This is a genomic window from Marinobacter alexandrii (assembly GCF_005871205.1).
GTDB classification, from domain to species: Bacteria; Pseudomonadota; Gammaproteobacteria; order Pseudomonadales; family Oleiphilaceae; genus Marinobacter; species Marinobacter alexandrii.
Genome location: NZ_SWKM01000012.1, coordinates 798,474 through 816,154 on the forward strand (window position 1 = coordinate 798,474; position 17,681 = coordinate 816,154).

Sequence of the window (17,681 nt, forward strand, 5' to 3'; positions counted from 1 at the left end):
GGTTGGGATCGAGAGACGCTTTACGGCTTGGCGCTCACGAATTCCGGGTAGGCTTCCATGCCACACTCGGACAGATCCACACCTTCGTACTCGTCTTCTTCGCTGACCCGCAGGCCAATTACGGCTTTCAGGATGCCCCAGACAACCAGGCTGGCTACGAAGACCCAGGCGAAGATGGTGATTGCGCCGACAATCTGGCCGCCGAAGCTGGCGCCACTGTTGGTGACCGGAACCAGCAGCAGACCTAGCAGTCCGCAGACACCGTGAACTGAGATAGCACCAACTGGATCGTCGATACGCAGCTTGTCCATGGTGACGATGCTCAGTACCACCAAGACACCGCCAAAGGCGCCGAACAGGGTCGCGGTCAGGGCGCTCGGAGTGGACGGTTCAGCGGTGATAACCACCAGGCCAGCCAGGGCGCCGTTCAGCAGCATGGTCAGGTCGGCCTTGCCAAACATCAGGCGAGCTGTGATCAGAGCTGCAATCGCACCACCGGCAGCGGCGGTGTTGGTGTTCAGGAACACCATGGCTACCGAGTTGGCGCTGGCGATGTCGCCCAGCTTCAGCACCGAGCCACCGTTGAAGCCGAACCAGCCCATCCACAGGATGAAAGTGCCCAGAGTAGCCAGCGGCAGGTTGGCACCCGGGAAAGCGCGGATTTCGCCGTTCGCACCGTACTTGCCTTTACGGGCACCCAGCAGGATGACACCCGCCAGAGCCGCTGCTGCACCAGCCATGTGAACGATGCCGGAGCCGGCAAAGTCACTGAAGCCGAGGTCGCCCAGAGAGTACATGCCGAAGACAGACGCGCCGCCCCAGGTCCATGCACCTTCCATCGGGTAGATGAAGCCAGTCATGACAACCGCGAAGATCAGGAAGGCCCAGAGTTTCATACGCTCGGCCACGGCACCGGAGACGATGGACATGGCGGTAGCGACAAAAACCACCTGGAAGAAGAAGTCAGAAGCGCCGGAGTAGATGGAACCACCCTCGAAGCCGTCTTCACGGCCGGCGAAATCACCCAGAACGGCAGCGGTATCAACGTCGGCGATGCCGGACAGGAAGATATTGCCGCCGTACATGATGGCGTAACCGCACACCAGGTACATGATGCAGGAGATGGCAAACAGTGCCACGTTTTTGGTCAGAATTTCGGTGGTGTTCTTGGAGCGCACCAGGCCGGCTTCCAGCATGGCGAAGCCCGCGGCCATCCACATTACTAATGCGCCGCACACCAGGAAATAAAAGGTATCTATTGCGTATTGCAGGTGAAAAAGATTGCTTTCCATTTGAAGCCCTCCGCACGAGGCTTTTCAGGTTATAAGTTTTTTTGCGCTGGCTAAGTCTTTTTTCTTAGATCTGGATCAGACCGCTTCTTCGCCGGTTTCGCCAGTCCGGATCCGGATGGCTTGCTCCAGTTCAGTCACGAAGATCTTGCCGTCACCGATCTTGCCAGTGTTGGCTGCCTTGGTAATGGACTCAATAACCTGGTCAAGCAGGTTGTCGCCAATGGCAACTTCAACCTTAACTTTGGGCAGGAAATCAACTACGTACTCTGCGCCACGGTACAGTTCGGTGTGGCCCTTCTGTCGACCGAAGCCTTTGACTTCAGTGACGGTTACGCCTTGCACGCCAATCTCGGATAGTGCCTCACGGACATCATCCAACTTGAAAGGCTTGATGATCGCTGTCACAAGTTTCATTGCTTTCTCCTTGGTAAAGCCGTCCCAACTTCAAGGGCCTCTGGGCCAGCGGCTGGGTTCGGAATGCTGCCACCTCGCACACCAACTGTGCGGATTGCGTACGAGAGCTTTAGCATCGGGTGTGCCAACGCAAAAAAATTCTTAAATAACAGCCAGCTAGCGAATGGCTGTCCCAGATTGGCGCAAAACTGCGCACCAAAATCGGGCATCGCGCCCCGTAATGGGCCAAATTAGAGCGGCTCAGCGGGACGGCGTGGGTCATTATACAGTCGACCGGCTACAGTATGGCAGGGGGCGCGGTGTGATACACTCCCGCGTACCGGTGCAGGCCCCGTGTCTGGTCGTAAAACCGGCCATTATTCCAACCAGTAGAGGTGATGCGTGAAAGGTCCGCAGGATATTTTCGCCCAATTGCAGGGCCAGTTTGGTCAATTCGTTCCGGATATGGCGCGGGCTGCCCGTGAGGATTTCGAGACCCAGGCCCGGGCCACGGTGATGTCGGTTCTGTCCCGGCTAGAACTGGTCACCCGGGAGGAATTTGATGCCCAGCAGGCGGTGCTGATGAAAACCCGGGAAAAGGTCGACGCACTGGAACACCGGGTAGCCGCTCTCGAGCAAAAGCTACAAGAGAGATAACCCGGCGATGGCCTGAATGGAAATCGGGCCGATTGTATCTATGTTAACCAGGGAAGGTTGTCATGCTTGCCATTGTCCACTCGCGCGCCAGCGTGGGGGTCTCCGCGCCTGCGGTGACCGTTGAAGTCCATCTCTCGGGCGGTCTGCCCGCGCTCTCAATTGTCGGGCTGCCGGAAACCGGTGTCCGGGAGAGTCGTGAGCGCGTTCGCAGCGCTTTGCTAAATGCCGGTTTTGAATTCCCCGCCCGCCGCATCACCATCAACCTGGCGCCAGCCGATCTGCCAAAAGAGGGTGGTCGTTTCGATCTGCCCATCGCCCTGGGTATTCTTGCCGCCTCGGGCCAGATTCCCGCTGATAGCCTGTCTGCCCACGAATTCGTCGGGGAGTTATCCCTGGACGGAGCGCTTCGCCCGCTGAATGGTGTCTTGCCGTCGGTGCTGGCGGCCCGGGCGGCAGGCCGGGCGCTGTTGGTGCCCCAGGCCAATGCCGCTGAGGCGGCCCTGGCCAGTCAGGGCGAGGTCCTGGCGGCCGGGCATTTGCTGGCGGTGGTTGAGCATCTGGCCGCCCGTGCCCGGCTGGTGCCGGTGGCCAGGGCTCCGCGTACGCCGGCATCGGAATCAGCTGGTGAGCTCCCGGATCTGGCCGATGTCCGTGGCCAGGCGGTGCCCCGAAGAGCCCTGGAGGTGGCCGCCGCCGGCAATCACAACTTGCTGTTCTTTGGTCCACCGGGCACCGGTAAGAGTATGTTGGCCAGCCGATTGCCCGGCATTCTGCCGGATCTGGAGGATGACGCCGCGATGGAAGTGGCCAGTGTTCATTCCGTTGCCGGTCTGGCCCTGGCCACGGATGACTGGCACAGCCCGCCATTTAGGGCGCCCCATCACACCGCCTCTGCCGTTGCCATGGTCGGTGGTGGCAGTAGCCCGCGGCCCGGTGAAATCTCCCTGGCGCATCGGGGCGTACTGTTTCTCGACGAGCTACCTGAGTTTGAACGGCGGGTTCTGGAAGTGCTGCGTGAACCCATGGAAACCGGGGAAATCGCCATCAGCCGGGCCGCTCGCCAGGTTCGGTTCCCGGCCCGGTTTCAGGTGGTGGGCGCCATGAACCCATGTCCCTGTGGCTTCAGTGGCCACCCGACCATTGAATGTCAGTGCACGCCGCAGCAGGTGTTGCGCTACCGGTCGAAGATCTCCGGGCCATTGCTGGACCGGTTCGACCTGCACGTGGAAGTGCCGGTTCAAGGTGGTGACATTCTGATGGGGCAGGCCGGCGGCGCCGAATCCAGTGCCTTGGTCCGAAGTCGGGTTGTGCAGGCACGCGCCCGGCAAAACAGGCGTAAACAGTTGAATTCGGAGCTGAGCGGCCGCGCCTTGCAAGAAGTCTGTCGCCTGGATACCGAGGGCGAGAGTTTGCTCACCGGTGCCATGGAGAAGTTGGGGCTGTCGGCCCGGGCCCTGCACCGTATTCTAAGGGTGGCGCGCACCCTGGCGGATCTGGACGGGGTCGAACACCTGGCGCACAGTCATCTGGTCGAGGCGCTGGGCTATCGTCAGCTTGATCGCCAGCATGGGCAGAATGCCCTGGTGTCCTCCTGAGCCCGTACACTCTGGTAAACTGTCGCCAAAATCATGTTTAAACAGACCCGCAGCCTGCGGTTGAGGACTTCAGATGACCGACCAGAAAGACCCGCACGAGCCGAAGGAAGCAGCGCCAGAGTCGCCGGTAACCACTCGCCGAGGCATTCGCAGCTTCGTGCTTCGCCAGGGCCGGATGACCGAGGGCCAGAAGAAAGCCTATGAGCGCAGCTGGCCGAAGTACGGTCTCACTCGCGAAGACGGCATGATTGACCCACGGGAGGTGTTCGGTCGCGAAGCCATGCTGAACCTGGAAATCGGTTTTGGCATGGGCCATTCGCTGGCGGAAATGGCCGAGGCCGCGCCGGAGCAGGATTTCATCGGTGTGGAAGTGCACCTGCCGGGCGTCGGCGCCCTGCTGAAGGAAGTGGAAGATCGTGGTCTGGAGAATGTCCGGGTCTATAGCATTGACGCCAACGACGTCATCGATCTGTGCCTGCCGGACGCCTGTCTGGATCGGGTGATGGTGTTCTTCCCGGATCCCTGGCACAAGAAAAAGCACCACAAGCGTCGCCTGATCCAGCACGAGTTCGTGCAGCGCATCCGTCATAAGCTGCGGGTTGGTGGCATCCTTCACCTGGCAACGGATTGGGAGAACTACTCCGAGCACATGATGGAAGTTATGAGCGAATCGGAAGGGTTTGCTAATACTCAGGACAACGGTGTTTTCTCACCGCGGCCCGAAGACCGGCCCATCACCAAGTTTGAAAAGCGCGGTGAGCGACTCGGTCATGGCGTCTGGGATCTACTGTTTCACCGTACTAACTAACTCGTTAAGTCTAATGCCGGAAGTCGACAGTCGACAGTCGTCAGCCGTGAGCTAGCGGGTGACGGCGTGACGCCCGAACAATGACCAGGCCGGCAATGCCCAGGGTCAGTCCGGTGTACTTGATCAGGGCACAGATGGTGGCGGACAGGCTGACCACGTCGGTCGGCGGATTGAAGTTGTTCAGCAGCAGGATGTTCTCGGTGACGTCACTGAGGCCGGCCGCGACGAACAGCGCGCGGATCCAGCGGGCAACCATACGCTCACGGACACCGGGACGATCCCGTGTAAAGTGTCGGGTGAGCTGGATCAGCGCCAGCAGATAGGCGGGAATAAACAGGAAATCGAGCCACAACGAGACCTGAGCCCAGACTTCGCCGCCCGAGCGCCAGCTACGGAGAATGGCATGGGCCTGATCCGCGGTTCCGGCCATCTGAAAGCTGACAATGCCTTGAGGTGCCGAGCCAGTCTGCAACGGTTGGTTGACCAGGATCAGGGCCACAAGCAGCACCAGCGCGGCGATCAGCGTCGCCCTCAGGGTCTTGGGTAGCGCTGCGAGTTCTTTCATCCAGTCCATTACAGAAAACGCTCCAACAGGCTATTCAGGTATCGCTGGCCCAGATCAGTGGCTTGCAGGCGATGCTGCTCCAGCAATTCTTCGTCACGCAACTGATCAAGTTTTACCGCAACTGAAGACAGGGGTAAACCCGTACGCTCGGTAAACAGTGTTTCCTCCACCCCTTCCGTCAGCCGCAGGGCATTCATCAGGAACTCCAGCGGCAGGTCCTCGATGTCAATCGGTTCGGTGCCCGCCGTTCGACTGCCAATCCGGTTCAGGTAGGCTTCCGGTTGCCGGGTTTTCCAGTACCGCCTGATGCTGCCGTCGGCGAGACTGATTTTACCGTGGGCACCGGCTCCCAGCGCCAAATAGTCACCGAAGGTCCAGTAGTTGAGATTGTGGCGTGATGCCTGTCCCGGGCGGCTCCAGGCTGAGACTTCGTAGTCTCGGAACCCCTGCTGGCGCAGGAAATCGCCACCCTGACGGTAGATCTCCCACAGCCGGTCGTCATCGGGCAACCGGGGCGGGCGACTGTAGAATTCGGTGTTCGGCTCCAGCGTCAGCTGATACCAGGACAGGTGCGCCGGATTGTGGCTGAGCGCAGCCTTGAGGTCGGCGATGGCGTCTGCCGGGGTCTGGCCCGGCAAGCCGTGCATCAAGTCGACGTTGAAATTGTCGAAGCCGGCCTGGCGGGCCGCTTCGATGGCCCGGTGCGCGGCATTGCTGTCGTGGATCCGGCCCAGTGCCTGCAAATGGGTGCTGTTGAAACTCTGTACGCCAATGGACAGGCGATTGATGCCAGCGGCCCGGAAGGCTTCAAAGCGGCCTTCCTCCAGGGTGCCCGGGTTGGCCTCAAGGGTGATCTCGGCATCCGGCGCCAGGTTCAAGCGAGCCCGCAGTTCCCGGAATAGGGTGTGATAGAACTCACCCGTCATCAGCGAGGGGGTGCCGCCGCCGATGAATACCGTCTGGATTTCCCGGTCCGAGGCAAAGCCAAGGTCCTGGTCGAGGTCTTCCAGCAGGGCCTTTAGGTACGCCGTTTCCGGGATCTCGTGCTTGACCGCGTGGGAATTGAAATCGCAGTAGGGGCATTTGCGCACGCACCAGGGCATGTGCAGGTACAGGCTCAGCGGCGGTGTGACCACCACCGACGCAGGGGCGGTCACGGCGTCACGCTCCTGCCTTCAGTTGATGCGCCAGTTGGGCCAGGGCGCGCCCCCGGTGACTGATGCGGCTCTTTTCAGCCCGGGTCAGCTCGGCGGCACTGCACTGGTGCTCGGAAACCCAGAACACCGGATCATAACCGAAGCCACCGTCACCGGCGGGCGCGGACAGAATAGCTCCGGGCCAGCGGCCGTGGCAGACGATCGGCGTAGGGTCGTCGGCATGCCGCAGAAACACCAGTACGCAATGGAATTGTGCGCCTCGCTGGCCTTCGGGTACCGAGGCCATGGCGGCCAACAGCGCGTCGACGTTGTCCTGATCGCTGGCGTTGTCGCCGGCGTAGCGGGCTGAGCGCACCCCCGGCTGGCCACCCAGGTGATCCACCGCCAGCCCGCTGTCGTCGGCCAGCGCTGGCAGGCCTGTTATCCGGGAGGCGTGCCGAGCCTTGAGGATGGCGTTTTCCACAAAGGTCACGGCCGGCTCCTCAGCTTCGCCGACACCCAGCTGACCCTGTGCCACAGGCATCATGCCCAGGGGCGCGAGCAGATCGGTCAGCTCTGCGATCTTGCCCTGGTTGTTGCTGGCAATCACAATTTTGTCAGTCATGGCTTACTCAGTCGCTGAACAGTGTGTGCGCAAATCGGACCGGCAGGTCTCGCTGTTCGCCGGTGGGGCGTGCCGTGACATTGAAGGTCATCAGTTCCCCGGAGCTGTACTGGTACTCGGCGATGAAATACACCGCGTCACCTTCCTGCACGCGGCGAAAGGCCAGGAATCGGACCTGCTGGATATCGTTGGAGACCTTGCCTTCAACCTGGCCACCCATCGGCGACATGGTTCCGTCGTCGTTTTCCTTCATAATCGCGATGTTGATGATTCCAATGCCCTTGCTACGCTGCAGGTTGTTGGCCTTGGCCACTTCCGGAGAAAGGAAGGTGCTGGGCAGGACGCTCCAGTGGATCTGGATGTCACCAAAGTCCTGGTTGCCGGCTGCGTGTACGTGCATGGCAAACGACAGCGACATTACGGTGGAAAGGGCATACAGACAAAGACGCTGTGTGAGTCTCATTGTTCGTTCTCCCGTGTGATGCGATAGATGGCAACCTCTCCCAGCAGGTTGGGCCACAACCGGGCCAGCCAACTGTTTTGGTGCTGGCCGTCGACCACCCGTCGGCTTTTGATGCGAATGCCCTTCTGACGGCACAGGGCTTCAAAATCCTTGAACGTGCACAACCGGATGTTGGGGGTGTTGTACCATTTATACGGTAGGGCTTCGGATTCGGGCATACGACCGCTCAAGGCCAGGCCCCAGCGCAAACGCCAATGGGCGAAGTTGGGGAAAGTGACAATGCCTTCGCGGCCGACCCGCAGCATTTCGTCCAGCACCTTGTCCGGGCGGCGCACTGCCTGCAATGCCTGGGTCATGAGCACGGTATCGAAACTGCCGTCGTCGAAGTTGCCGAGGCCCTGAGTGTCCAGGTTTTGCTCAATGACGGCGACCCCACGGCCCATGCAGGTGGTGATGTGCTCGGGGTTAATCTCCAGGCCAAAGCCGCTGGCGCCACGCTCCCGTTGCAGGTAGTCGAGCAGGGTGCCGTCACCGCAGCCGAGATCCAGCACGTGATAGCCGGGCTGGATCCATTGCTGGATGATTTCAAGATCCGGTCTCATTGGCTCACCTCCCTGGCTACCCGATCCATGTAGGCGGTGAAAATGTCGGTGTAGCGGGGCGTCGGGATCAGAAACGCGTCGTGGCCCCAGGGTGCGTCTATTTCGGAATAGCTGACTTTGCGCCGGGCGGCAATCATGGCGTTGACCAATTCCTCCGAGCGGGCCGGAGTGAAGCGCCAGTCAGTGCTGAACGACAGCACCAGGAATTCGCACCGGGCTTCCGCTAACGCCCGGGCCAGGTCGCCGCCATAGTCGTAGGCGGGGTCAAAATAATCCAGTGCCTTGGTCATCAGCAAATAGGTATTGGCATCGAAGGACTCGGAAAACCGCTCGCCCTGGTAGCGCAGGTAGCTTTCCACCTGGAATTCGGCGTCGTACCCGAACTTGTAGGCCTGGTCCCTCAACTCGCGACCAAATTTCTCGCCCATGGAGGCGTCGGAAAGGTAAGTGATGTGCCCGACCATGCGCGCCAGCATCAGGCCACGCCGGGGCACCACGTCGAAATCGTAGTAGCGACCATCGTGGAATTCCCGGTCTGAGGTGATGGCCTGCCTGGCCACTTCATTGAAGGCGATATTCTGGGCCGTAAGCCGGGGCGTGGAGGCGATTACTACCGCATGTTTCAGTCGCTCCGGATAGTCCAGGCTCCACTGTAATGCCTGCATACCACCGAGTGAGCCACCTACCACCGCCGCCCAGCATTGAATGCCCAGACGATCCGCCAGCAAGGCCTGGCTTTTCACCCAGTCGCCAACGGTAATCACGGGGAACTCCGGCCCGTAGGGCTTGCCGGTGGCCGGGTTAGCGCTATTAGGCCCGGTGCTGCCATGACAGCCGCCCAGGTTGTTCAGGCTCACCACAAAAAAACGGTTGGTGTCGATGGGCTTGCCGGGGCCGATGCAGCTGTCCCACCAGCCCGGCTTGCGCTCATCCGTGCTGTGGTAGCCGGCCGCGTGGTGGTGGCCGCTCAGGGCATGGCAGATAAGCACGGCGTTGCTGGCATCGGCGTTCAGCTGACCGTAAGTTTCAATCACCAGGTCGTAGCTGTCCAGGGCTTGGCCGCAGGCCAGCTCGATGGGCGTGTCGAAATGAAGAGTCTGCGGGGTAACTACTCCGACAGAATCCGCGGGCAGGGAATCGGGCATTGGCGCGACAGGTTCCTGGTTCGGTCTGTAAGTATCTGGAACAGCAATGACAAAGCCATCGCCAGCCCAGCAGTTTAAAGCCGGGCCGTCATGGCTGCAACCAGTGGCGAGCGCGCGCGACGGGGCTTAGAGCGCCCCGGAGATATTAACGACTTTTTGCTGAATCAGGGTTGGGGCCGGTTTGCGGATCTGGCGTTGCATGGCGTCCGCCAATTCCAGTTGCCGGCTGAGGTCGGAAATGGTGTTTTGCAGGCGTTCCCGCTCGGCACGGCTGTCGCGGTCACTGCGTACCATGTCCCTCAAGCGCCGGATCTGGTGCTCCAGCAGCTGCTTCTGTTCCATGGAGTACTGCATGATTGGCAACAGTGCCTCCCGGGGCCAGCGATCAACATCGGCCTGCACCCGGGCATGCAGGGTGCGGGCTTCACCGACTATGACATTGAAGAAGCGGCGGACCAGTAGCGACTGCTCGGTCAGCAGGTTCGTGGGGCTGATCCGGAACCGTCGTTCTTTCTTGCGCAGTTCCCGAACGGCAATGACGTGGCGCCCGGCCCGCAGCGGAATGGGTTCCAGGTGACGGGCCCGGGTATCATCATTGTAGCGCCGGTAGATAGCACCCACCATTTTTTCCGCCAGGTGACCTTCGCTTAACAGGTTGGTGAGGTCACTTTCAAGCAGCTCAAAGAACTGGTCCATGGCCCGGTTCATACCGGCCGTGGTCCAGCTTTTCGACATTGACTGGCGAATCCGTTCGGCGTGGTCTTCAAAGCGCTTCTCGGCCACCAGCTGTTTTAGCTGCTGGCCTTGGGAATCCATCAGCCGACGGCTGGAGCGCAATGTGATCAGTTTCTTGTAGTAGAAGTCGTAATCCTTCTGGGCGCGATCGGCGAGCCGGGCCAGCACCTCCTTATCCATGGTGGTTCCGGAGCAGGCCGCCAGTTCTTCCTGCAGTGAATCCAATCGGGTCTGCATCGCGGCCTGACTGTTTTGCAGCATGCCCAGCAGGTCATTGATCAGACTCTGGGTAATCAACTGCTCCTTGTGCATCAGAATACGCTGGATGATCAGTTGCTCCAGCCGCCCAATGTTGGACCGTTCAAACAGTGCCTCATCCTGGCGAACCCGGCTGATCAGGCCCTGTTTGGCGGATAGCGGAATGACATCGTGCTGGCGGATGCCCAGATGATCGGCGGTGTATTCGCGAACCCGCTCAATGGCATCTTCGGTGTGCTTTTCGCCCTGAAGGTCATCCCAGAGCACGTCGATCTTGTTCAGGACGGCAAAGCGTCCGGCCCGGTGATCGGCATGCTCGATGTCAATGTGCTCTTTCCATATCGTCAGGTCGCTGGCGGTTACGCCGGTGTCCGCACTAAGGACGAAAATGACAGCATGGGCCCGGGGCAGCATGCTGATGGTCAGCTCTGGCTCGGAGCCCAAGGCGTTCAGCCCCGGTGTGTCGAGAATGCGCAAGCCTCGCTCGAACAGCGGATGGCGAATGCTGATCTGGGCGTTACGCCAGGCCGGCACCAGTACCTGGCCGGGATTATTCCGATCATGCTCCAACATGTCCTCGTCGAAGCCCAGGCGACGGGCTTCTTCCGGTCGCACGCTCTTGACCCGCGCCACCTCTGCCAGCACCTCGCGCATGACTTCGGGGTCGCGCTCGTCAAGCTCGTGCTTGACCCAGCGTTCGGGCTGCTTGCGCAGCTGCTGCAGCGACAGCTCGCCGGTGCGGGTTTCTATCGGTAACAGCAGGAGATGGTTCTGGTTGGCGCTGCGATCGAAGAACAGCTCGGTCGGGCACATGGTGGTGCGCCCGGCCTGTGACGGCAGCATGCGCTGGCCGTACTCGGAAAAGAACAGGGCATTAATCAGCTCGGTTTTGCCGCGGGAGTACTCGCCGACAAAGGCAATGGTCAGTTCGTCCTCAACCAGCAGTTCCAGGCCGTGACGGATACGGGTACTGACATCGTCCGAAAACAGATTGTTGTCCTGCAGCCATAACCGGTAGCGGCCAATCTGTCGGATTAGCTCTTTCTTCCAGTTGTGGTATGCCTCTACCTGCTGCGACAGAGTTCCCTGCTGATTCATTGATCTTTCCTTCTGCGCTACTACCGAGCCTTCTACGCGATTACCGAGTGCTTAGGGCACGATGCTCTGGAGGGCGGATTAACTGCTGGTAATAGTATCCTCTTCCCCGCAGCTTTGGAGGCAGGGCTTCAGTAGACTGTCGTCTATATCGGCAGGACTTGCAATAAAAAAGCTGCAAAATCATGGTGATGACTTTGCAGCTTCGGATTAATCGATTTCGTCGAAAACTGTTACGGAATGTATTTTTGAGATGCTGTTTACAAACCGAGGCCGATTGAGCCGAGCCCCGCAGCCATTTTCATGTGCTCGATGACCACCGAAATCACGTTCAGAATCAGGAAGACGATGATTGGCGACAGATCCAGGCCGCCCATGGACGGCATGATGTTGCGCACTGGTCGCATAACCGGCTCGGTGATCTGGGCGACCAGTTGAATCGCCGGGTGGCTGCTGCCGGGGGCGATCCAGCTCACGACTACCACGGCAATCACCGACCAGAAATAGATCTTCACGATCAGGTCGAGCACGTTCAGCACCGCCCACACCATCAGGGTGATGGGGTTAAACGACGGAATGCCGCCATTCAATGCGATCAGGATCAGCAGGAAGGTGATCGCCTGAATGGCGATGGCCAGCACCAGTGAAGCGCCATCAATGCCACCCCAGCCTGGAATGACTCGGCGCAGAGGCTTCAGGGGCGGGTTAGTGGCCTTGACCACGAACTGGGAAATCGGATTGTAGAAGTCCGCACGGGCCAACTGCAGCAGAAACCGCAGCAGCACGATGGTCATGTAAAAGGTGGATGCAATGAGCAGGATCGTAATCAGGATGTCTGCCAGCATGAAGCCGTGTCTCCGTTATCGGTTACTGTTTGCCTGCCAGCTCGCGGGCCATTTCTTCCGAGCGTTTAAACGCTGCGCCGTACGCCTTGCGGACCAGCTCGCGCAGCCCACCTTCTTCGAAGGTGTTGATGGCCTGCTCGGTGGTGCCGCCGGGGGACATAACATTGCGTTTGAGCTGACCGGGGTCGTGCTCGCTGCATGCGGCCATTTCCGCTGCCCCGGCCATGGTCTGGATGGCCAGCTCCCGGGCGGTGCCTGCCTCGATACCGGCGTCGACGGCGACGTCTTCCAGGGCTTCAAGCATCAGGAAGAAATAAGCCGGGCCACTGCCTGAAAGCGCGGTCACCGCGTGCAGCAGGTTCTCGTCCTCTACCCAGAGTGCAGAGCCGATGCTTTGGAAAACCGACTCGACCATCTTCTTCTGCACATCTTCCACCTGGGCATTGGCAAACAGGCCAGCGGCCCCTTTGCCGACCAATGACGGCGTGTTCGGCATAACCCGAACCAACGGCAGACCGCCAGCCAGCCACTCGTCCAGGGTTTCGGCGGTCAAGCCTGCGGCAATGGAAACCATCAGTGGGCGGGTGTTCTGTACTACCGGCGCGATATCGCGGCAGACATCGGCCATGACCTGGGGTTTGACCGCCAGAACGACCATGTCGGCCTGCTGGGCACAATAGCGGTTGTCGGTGGTGACGCTTACGCCGAACTTCTTGCGGATGGATTGTAGGTGGCCATCATCCGGCGCGCTGACCCAGATGTTTGCAGCTTTGTAGCCGCTGTCCAGCATACCGCCAATGATGGCGCTGGCCATGTTGCCGGCGCCAATGAATGAAATGGTTGGTGATGTGCTCAAGGTTCACTCCAACGGTTGATCGGTTAAACGTCCGGCCCTGATCATAACAGGATCCGTTAGCTTCAGCTCTTCGCGGGACGGGCGCCAAACACATCGGTGCCCACGCGCACCCAGGTGGCGCCTTCGGCAATGGCAACTTCCAGGTCACCGGACATGCCCATGGACAGCGTGTCCAGCGGCCCTGCGTCCGGGTATTGCGCCTTCAGATCGTGCAGAGCCCGGGTGAGCCGGCGAAAACTGAGCCGCAGCTCTGCTTCGGGCTGATCCGGGTCAGGGATGGCCATCAAACCGCGCAGCGACAGATTCGGTAACTCGCCGATGGCCAACACCAGGTCGGGCAGTTCCTCCAGCGTGCAACCGGTCTTGCTGTCTTCCTCGTTAATGTTGACCTGGAGACAGATATTCAATGGCGGCAGTTCAGTGGCCCGTTGCTCACTCAGGCGTCGGGCAACTTTGAGGCGGTCGACGCTGTGTACCCAGGAAAAGGCGGCGGCGATCTGCCGGGTTTTGTTGGACTGGATCGGACCGATGAAGTGCCAGTCGATCCCGCTGTTATCGGCGAGGGCGTCAATCTTGTCGAGGGCTTCCTGCAGGTAGTTTTCCCCGAACGCGGTCTGTCCGGCAGCAACTGCCGCTCGCAAATCGTCAGCGGTCCGGGTCTTGCTGACTGCCAACAGGCGCACTGAGCCCAGCTCCCGGCCCGCCTTCAATGTTGCTTTTTGTATGCGTCGGGTTACGCTCCCGATGTTGTCTGCTATGCTGCTCATAGTGTGAAATCGCCACGTTCGGTGTGCCACCTGTACGGTGACACGTTACCCGCAGGTCACTGAAATGCCAAGTGAACCGCGCCGGGAAATCCGCCGGACCGACGCTACCGGGATAAAAGAAAAAGCCTTCCGAGGATTCCTATGGATATTACTGAACTGCTTGCCTTCTCGGCCAAACAGGGTGCGTCGGATTTGCACCTGTCAGCCGGTTTGCCGCCGATGATTCGCGTTGATGGTGATGTACGTCGTATCAACCTTCCGCCCATGGAGCACAAAGAGGTGCACGGGCTGATTTATGACATCATGAACGACAAGCAGCGAAAGGACTACGAGGAATTCCTGGAAACCGACTTCTCCTTTGAAGTTCCTGGGGTCGCCCGTTTCCGTGTCAACGCCTTCAATCAAAACCGGGGCGCCGGTGCAGTGTTTCGGACTATCCCCTCCAAGGTCCTGACCATGGAAGACCTTGGCATGGGGCAGACCTTTAAAGATATATCCTCGGTGGCACGCGGACTGGTGCTGGTGACCGGGCCGACCGGCTCCGGTAAGTCCACCACGCTCGCGGCGATGATGGATTACATCAATGACACCCGCTACGAACATATCCTCACCATCGAGGATCCGATCGAATTCGTGCACGATTCCAAGAAGTGCCTGGTCAACCAGCGTGAAGTGCACCGGGATACTCTGGGCTTCAATGAAGCGCTGCGCTCGGCGCTGCGGGAAGACCCGGATATTATCCTGGTGGGCGAGCTGCGAGACCTGGAAACCATTCGCCTGGCACTGACGGCGGCGGAAACCGGTCACCTGGTCTTCGGCACCCTGCACACCACCTCCGCGGCCAAAACCATCGACCGGATTGTTGATGTGTTTCCGGCCGAAGAAAAGTCCATGGTCCGGTCGATGTTATCCGAGTCCCTGCAGGCGGTTATCTCCCAGACTCTGATGAAGAAGATGGGCGGTGGCCGTATTGCGGCCCACGAAATCATGATCGGCACCTCCGCCATCCGGAATCTGATCCGCGAAGACAAAATCGCCCAGATGTATTCGTCGATTCAGACCGGTGGTTCGCTGGGCATGCAGACCCTGGATCAGTGCCTGGAGCGGCTGTTGCAGAAAGGGCTGATCTCGCGCGAGGCGGCCCGGGCCAAGGCCAAGATGCCAGACAATTTCTGATCTGCACTAACAAGAACCAAGAAACACCACAGGAAGAACCAAGAAACACCACAGGTACTCATATGGAATTTGAAAAGCTGCTTCGTTTGATGGTCGAAAAGGGCGGTTCGGATCTGTTCATCACGGCGGGGGTTCCTCCCAGCATGAAGGTGAACGGTAAAGTGTTGCCAGTGACCAAGAACGCCCTGACGCCGGAACAGACCCGGGAATTTGTCTACGGTTCGATGAACGACAAGCAGCGGGCGGAGTTCGAGGACAGCCACGAGTGCAACTTCGCGATCAGTGCCCGTGGTATCGGCCGTTTCCGGGTCAGCGCTTTCTTCCAGCGTAACCTGTGCGGCATGGTGCTGCGTCGTATTGAGGTCAAGATTCCCCAGATTGATGACCTGGCATTGCCCGAGGTGATCAAAGAGCTGGCGATGACTAAGCGTGGGTTAATTATGTTTGTCGGCGCTACCGGTACCGGTAAGTCGACGTCGCTGGCGGCGATGCTCGGACACCGCAACCGTAACAGCCGTGGCCACATCATTTCTATCGAAGATCCGATTGAATTCGTGCACCAGCATCAAGGCTGCATCGTTACCCAGCGCGAGGTGGGTATCGATACCGATAGCTTTGACGTGGCTCTGAAAAACACCCTGCGTCAGGCACCGGACGTTATCCTGATTGGTGAGGTGAGAACCCGCCAGACCATGGAGTACTCGGTGCAGTTCGCAGAAACCGGGCACCTGTGCCTGGCAACCTTGCACGCCAACAACGCCAACCAGGCGCTGGACCGGATCATCCAGTTCTTCCCTCCGGAACAGCACAACCAGATCTGGATGGATCTGTCGCTGAACCTGAAGGCCATTGTGGCCCAGCAGTTGGTGCCAACGCCGGATGGCAAGGGCCGGAAGGCGGTCATCGAAGTACTGATCAACTCCCCTCTGGTCGCTGACATGATTCGCAAAGGCGAGGTGCATAAGCTGAAAGAGCTGATGGCCAAGTCCAACGAAACCGGCATGCAGACCTTCGACCAGGCGCTGTACAAACTCTACGCCGAAGGCTCGATTACCTACGAAGATGCCCTTGGTCACGCCGATTCTGCCAACGATTTGCGCTTGATGATTAAGCTTGGGGCCGATGCCCAGGGTGCGGATCAGCTGTCGTCGAGTGTTGATAAGCTGTCGATTCAGGACGATTAAGGAAAGTCGTTAATTATTAGTATGTTGAATGAGTAGTCTTGGCATTTGAGGCCAAATAGCTGTGCTGCGTATACTCCGCGCGAAATTACCATGGAGATACCTGCACATGAGACCCCCACTGCTTGCCCGCGCCCTACGCCTGACCACGCTGGCGGCCATAACGGCGCCGGCCACTGCCCTGGCCGGTGGCTTTTCCCTGAATGAGCAAAGTGCCAGCGCCATGGGCGTGGCCAATGCCGGTGTGGCCGCCAACCCTGAGAACGCCACCACTGTTCTGTTTAACCCCGCCGGCATGAGCCGCCTTTCTGGCACCAATATCTCGTTTGGTGCGGCTGTGCTCGATATCGACGCCCAGGCCAAGCGGGACAGCATTTCCGTTACTCGAAAAAATCCTTCCGTGCCTGTACGGCCCGCCACCGATGGCGGTGACATTGCCGATCCTGCGGTGCTGCCGAATTTCTATCTGACTCACGAAGTCAGCGATAGCGTGGACGTTGGCTTTGGCGTTCACGCCCCATACGGGCTGGCCGCTGACTATGAAGATGATTTTGCCGGTCGGTTCTTTGCCGATAAAACCGAACTGACCGCCATTGCGTTCACCCCTTCGGTATCGGTCAGCAATGGCCAGGGCCTGTCCATGGGGGCGGGGCTCAACATCATGTACGCAGAAGGCCGGCTGAGCCGGTACCAGGATCTGAGCGACAGCGCTGGCCCTGCGGCACTGGCACTGCCCGAGCCCTACGCCGATATTGAAGGCGATGATGTCGGGGTGACCTTCCGCGTCGGGTTCCTGTATGAACTTTCAGAGCGAACCCAGTTTGGCCTGACCGCTCAGACCGGCACCGAGTTGGAGTTGAAAGGGGATGTAGAGATCAGCGACGTGCCGGTGCCGCCCACCTACACCCAGACCACCACCCTGAATGAGAAAGTCACCGTGCCGCTGGCAATTCCGGAGAGCATCACCTTCGGTGCCCGGCATCGGTTGACGGATAAGGTCACCGTTTTGGCGGGCGCAACCTACGCTCGCTGGAGCCGGTTCGAAGAACTGGACATCATCAGCCGGGAAGCCAACGGCGACATCACCGGATCATCGGAACCGGGAACCTACATTACCCACATTACCGAGCGCTGGAAGAACACCTGGCAGTTTAATCTTGGCGGTATCTGGCAGGCGAGCCCGGCATGGGCCTTCAAGGCCGGCTATGCCTGGGATGAATCGCCAGTGGATCAGTATGTCACCGCCCGCATACCCTCCGAGGACAGGCACTGGCTGACGCTGGGCACCCAGTGGCAGGATCTTCGGAACGGCTGGACCGTCGACGCGGCGGTCGGCACCCTGATTTTCGAGGGTGATGCCGAGGTTGACGATCGTGAATACACGCACCAGAACCCGACCGAGCCGTCATCGCCTGCCAATTACCAGGGCCGTTACGAACTCAGCGCCTGGAGCGCGTCGGTTCAGGTAAGTAAGGCGTTTTAAGTCG

General features: G+C 59.6%; 18 protein-coding genes. 6 read left to right on the top strand and 12 right to left on the bottom strand.

The annotated features are described in order from the left end of the window. Positions 1-20 precede the first annotated feature (20 nt). On the bottom strand, positions 21-1,292 hold the full coding sequence (locus tag FCS96_RS10610) for an ammonium transporter (protein WP_138440307.1): 1,272 nt from the start codon (positions 1,290-1,292) through the stop codon (positions 21-23). 75 nt (positions 1,293-1,367) lie between these two features. Beyond that, positions 1,368-1,706: a P-II family nitrogen regulator gene (gene glnK, locus FCS96_RS10615; RefSeq protein ID WP_004578958.1), complete on the bottom strand. Its 339-nt coding sequence runs from the start codon at positions 1,704-1,706 to the stop codon at positions 1,368-1,370. A 381-nt stretch (positions 1,707-2,087) separates the two neighbouring features. Between glnK and FCS96_RS10620 the strand changes: the two genes are divergently transcribed. The 3 genes from FCS96_RS10620 to trmB all read left to right on the top strand — a co-directional run bounded on the left by FCS96_RS10620 (position 2,088) and on the right by trmB (position 4,745). Next, entirely contained in the window at positions 2,088-2,342 is a 255-nt protein-coding gene (locus FCS96_RS10620; RefSeq protein WP_138440308.1) for an accessory factor UbiK family protein, read from the top strand. 62 nt (positions 2,343-2,404) lie between these two features. Next, complete coding sequence (locus FCS96_RS10625) at positions 2,405-3,937, top strand: YifB family Mg chelatase-like AAA ATPase (RefSeq protein ID WP_138440309.1); 1,533 nt, start codon at positions 2,405-2,407, stop codon at positions 3,935-3,937. A gap of 73 nt (positions 3,938-4,010) precedes the next feature. Beyond that, a complete protein-coding gene (gene trmB / locus FCS96_RS10630; protein WP_138440310.1) occupies positions 4,011-4,745 on the top strand; it encodes a tRNA (guanosine(46)-N7)-methyltransferase TrmB in 735 nt (244 codons plus the stop codon). 40 nt (positions 4,746-4,785) lie between these two features. Here trmB and FCS96_RS10635 read toward each other — a convergent pair whose 3' ends face one another. From FCS96_RS10635 to FCS96_RS10680, 10 genes are all read right to left on the bottom strand, one after another. Then, complete coding sequence (locus FCS96_RS10635) at positions 4,786-5,319, bottom strand: hypothetical protein (RefSeq protein ID WP_138440311.1); 534 nt, start codon at positions 5,317-5,319, stop codon at positions 4,786-4,788. Continuing rightward, positions 5,319-6,467, bottom strand: coding sequence for a radical SAM family heme chaperone HemW (hemW, locus tag FCS96_RS10640; RefSeq protein ID WP_138440312.1), 1,149 nt, complete (start codon positions 6,465-6,467; stop codon positions 5,319-5,321). Before hemW ends, FCS96_RS10635 begins: the two co-directional genes overlap by 1 nt. Positions 6,468-6,471: 4 nt before the next feature. Beyond that, positions 6,472-7,071, bottom strand: coding sequence for an RdgB/HAM1 family non-canonical purine NTP pyrophosphatase (rdgB, locus tag FCS96_RS10645; RefSeq protein WP_138440313.1), 600 nt, complete (start codon positions 7,069-7,071; stop codon positions 6,472-6,474). Between the two features lie 7 nt (positions 7,072-7,078). After that, entirely contained in the window at positions 7,079-7,489 is a 411-nt protein-coding gene (locus FCS96_RS10650) for a DUF4426 domain-containing protein (protein ID WP_228264084.1), read from the bottom strand. A gap of 41 nt (positions 7,490-7,530) precedes the next feature. Next, positions 7,531-8,136, bottom strand: coding sequence for a methionine biosynthesis protein MetW (gene metW / locus FCS96_RS10655; protein ID WP_138440315.1), 606 nt, complete (start codon positions 8,134-8,136; stop codon positions 7,531-7,533). Continuing rightward, on the bottom strand, positions 8,133-9,281 hold the full coding sequence (metX, locus tag FCS96_RS10660) for a homoserine O-succinyltransferase MetX (RefSeq protein WP_138440316.1): 1,149 nt from the start codon (positions 9,279-9,281) through the stop codon (positions 8,133-8,135). Before metX ends, metW begins: the two co-directional genes overlap by 4 nt. A gap of 126 nt (positions 9,282-9,407) precedes the next feature. Further along, a complete protein-coding gene (locus FCS96_RS10665) occupies positions 9,408-11,372 on the bottom strand; it encodes a dynamin family protein (RefSeq protein ID WP_138440317.1) in 1,965 nt (654 codons plus the stop codon). Between the two features lie 257 nt (positions 11,373-11,629). Further along, positions 11,630-12,214 carry a YggT family protein gene (locus FCS96_RS10670; protein ID WP_138440318.1) on the bottom strand — a complete coding sequence of 195 codons (585 nt, stop codon included), beginning with the start codon at positions 12,212-12,214 and terminating at the stop codon, positions 11,630-11,632. 22 nt (positions 12,215-12,236) lie between these two features. Then, on the bottom strand, positions 12,237-13,070 hold the full coding sequence (proC, locus tag FCS96_RS10675; RefSeq protein ID WP_138440319.1) for a pyrroline-5-carboxylate reductase: 834 nt from the start codon (positions 13,068-13,070) through the stop codon (positions 12,237-12,239). 62 nt (positions 13,071-13,132) lie between these two features. Further along, complete coding sequence (locus FCS96_RS10680) at positions 13,133-13,837, bottom strand: YggS family pyridoxal phosphate-dependent enzyme (RefSeq protein ID WP_138440320.1); 705 nt, start codon at positions 13,835-13,837, stop codon at positions 13,133-13,135. A 141-nt stretch (positions 13,838-13,978) separates the two neighbouring features. On the opposite strand from FCS96_RS10680, the gene FCS96_RS10685 reads away from it, so the two are divergent. The 3 genes from FCS96_RS10685 (at position 13,979) to FCS96_RS10695 (ending at position 17,677) form a co-directional block, all read left to right on the top strand. Beyond that, positions 13,979-15,013 carry a type IV pilus twitching motility protein PilT gene (locus tag FCS96_RS10685; protein WP_138440321.1) on the top strand — a complete coding sequence of 345 codons (1,035 nt, stop codon included), beginning with the start codon at positions 13,979-13,981 and terminating at the stop codon, positions 15,011-15,013. A 62-nt stretch (positions 15,014-15,075) separates the two neighbouring features. Continuing rightward, positions 15,076-16,197: a PilT/PilU family type 4a pilus ATPase gene (locus tag FCS96_RS10690; RefSeq protein WP_138440322.1), complete on the top strand. Its 1,122-nt coding sequence runs from the start codon at positions 15,076-15,078 to the stop codon at positions 16,195-16,197. A gap of 106 nt (positions 16,198-16,303) precedes the next feature. Beyond that, complete coding sequence (locus FCS96_RS10695; protein WP_138440323.1) at positions 16,304-17,677, top strand: OmpP1/FadL family transporter; 1,374 nt, start codon at positions 16,304-16,306, stop codon at positions 17,675-17,677. Positions 17,678-17,681: the final 4 nt, after the last annotated feature.

Coding starts and splice junctions, on each gene's coding strand:
- FCS96_RS10610 (WP_138440307.1), bottom strand. CDS start 1,292: ATGGAAAGCAATCTTTTTCACCTGCAATACGCAATAGATACCTTTTAT.
- glnK (WP_004578958.1), bottom strand. CDS start 1,706: ATGAAACTTGTGACAGCGATCATCAAGCCTTTCAAGTTGGATGATGTC.
- FCS96_RS10625 (WP_138440309.1), top strand. CDS start 2,405: ATGCTTGCCATTGTCCACTCGCGCGCCAGCGTGGGGGTCTCCGCGCCT.
- trmB (WP_138440310.1), top strand. CDS start 4,011: ATGACCGACCAGAAAGACCCGCACGAGCCGAAGGAAGCAGCGCCAGAG.
- FCS96_RS10635 (WP_138440311.1), bottom strand. CDS start 5,319: ATGGACTGGATGAAAGAACTCGCAGCGCTACCCAAGACCCTGAGGGCG.
- rdgB (WP_138440313.1), bottom strand. CDS start 7,071: ATGACTGACAAAATTGTGATTGCCAGCAACAACCAGGGCAAGATCGCA.
- FCS96_RS10650 (WP_228264084.1), bottom strand. CDS start 7,489: ATGTCGCTGTCGTTTGCCATGCACGTACACGCAGCCGGCAACCAGGAC.
- metW (WP_138440315.1), bottom strand. CDS start 8,136: ATGAGACCGGATCTTGAAATCATCCAGCAATGGATCCAGCCCGGCTAT.
- metX (WP_138440316.1), bottom strand. CDS start 9,281: ATGCCCGATTCCCTGCCCGCGGATTCTGTCGGAGTAGTTACCCCGCAG.
- FCS96_RS10665 (WP_138440317.1), bottom strand. CDS start 11,372: ATGAATCAGCAGGGAACTCTGTCGCAGCAGGTAGAGGCATACCACAAC.
- FCS96_RS10670 (WP_138440318.1), bottom strand. CDS start 12,214: ATGCTGGCAGACATCCTGATTACGATCCTGCTCATTGCATCCACCTTT.
- FCS96_RS10680 (WP_138440320.1), bottom strand. CDS start 13,837: ATGAGCAGCATAGCAGACAACATCGGGAGCGTAACCCGACGCATACAA.
- FCS96_RS10685 (WP_138440321.1), top strand. CDS start 13,979: ATGGATATTACTGAACTGCTTGCCTTCTCGGCCAAACAGGGTGCGTCG.
- FCS96_RS10690 (WP_138440322.1), top strand. CDS start 15,076: ATGGAATTTGAAAAGCTGCTTCGTTTGATGGTCGAAAAGGGCGGTTCG.
- FCS96_RS10695 (WP_138440323.1), top strand. CDS start 16,304: ATGAGACCCCCACTGCTTGCCCGCGCCCTACGCCTGACCACGCTGGCG.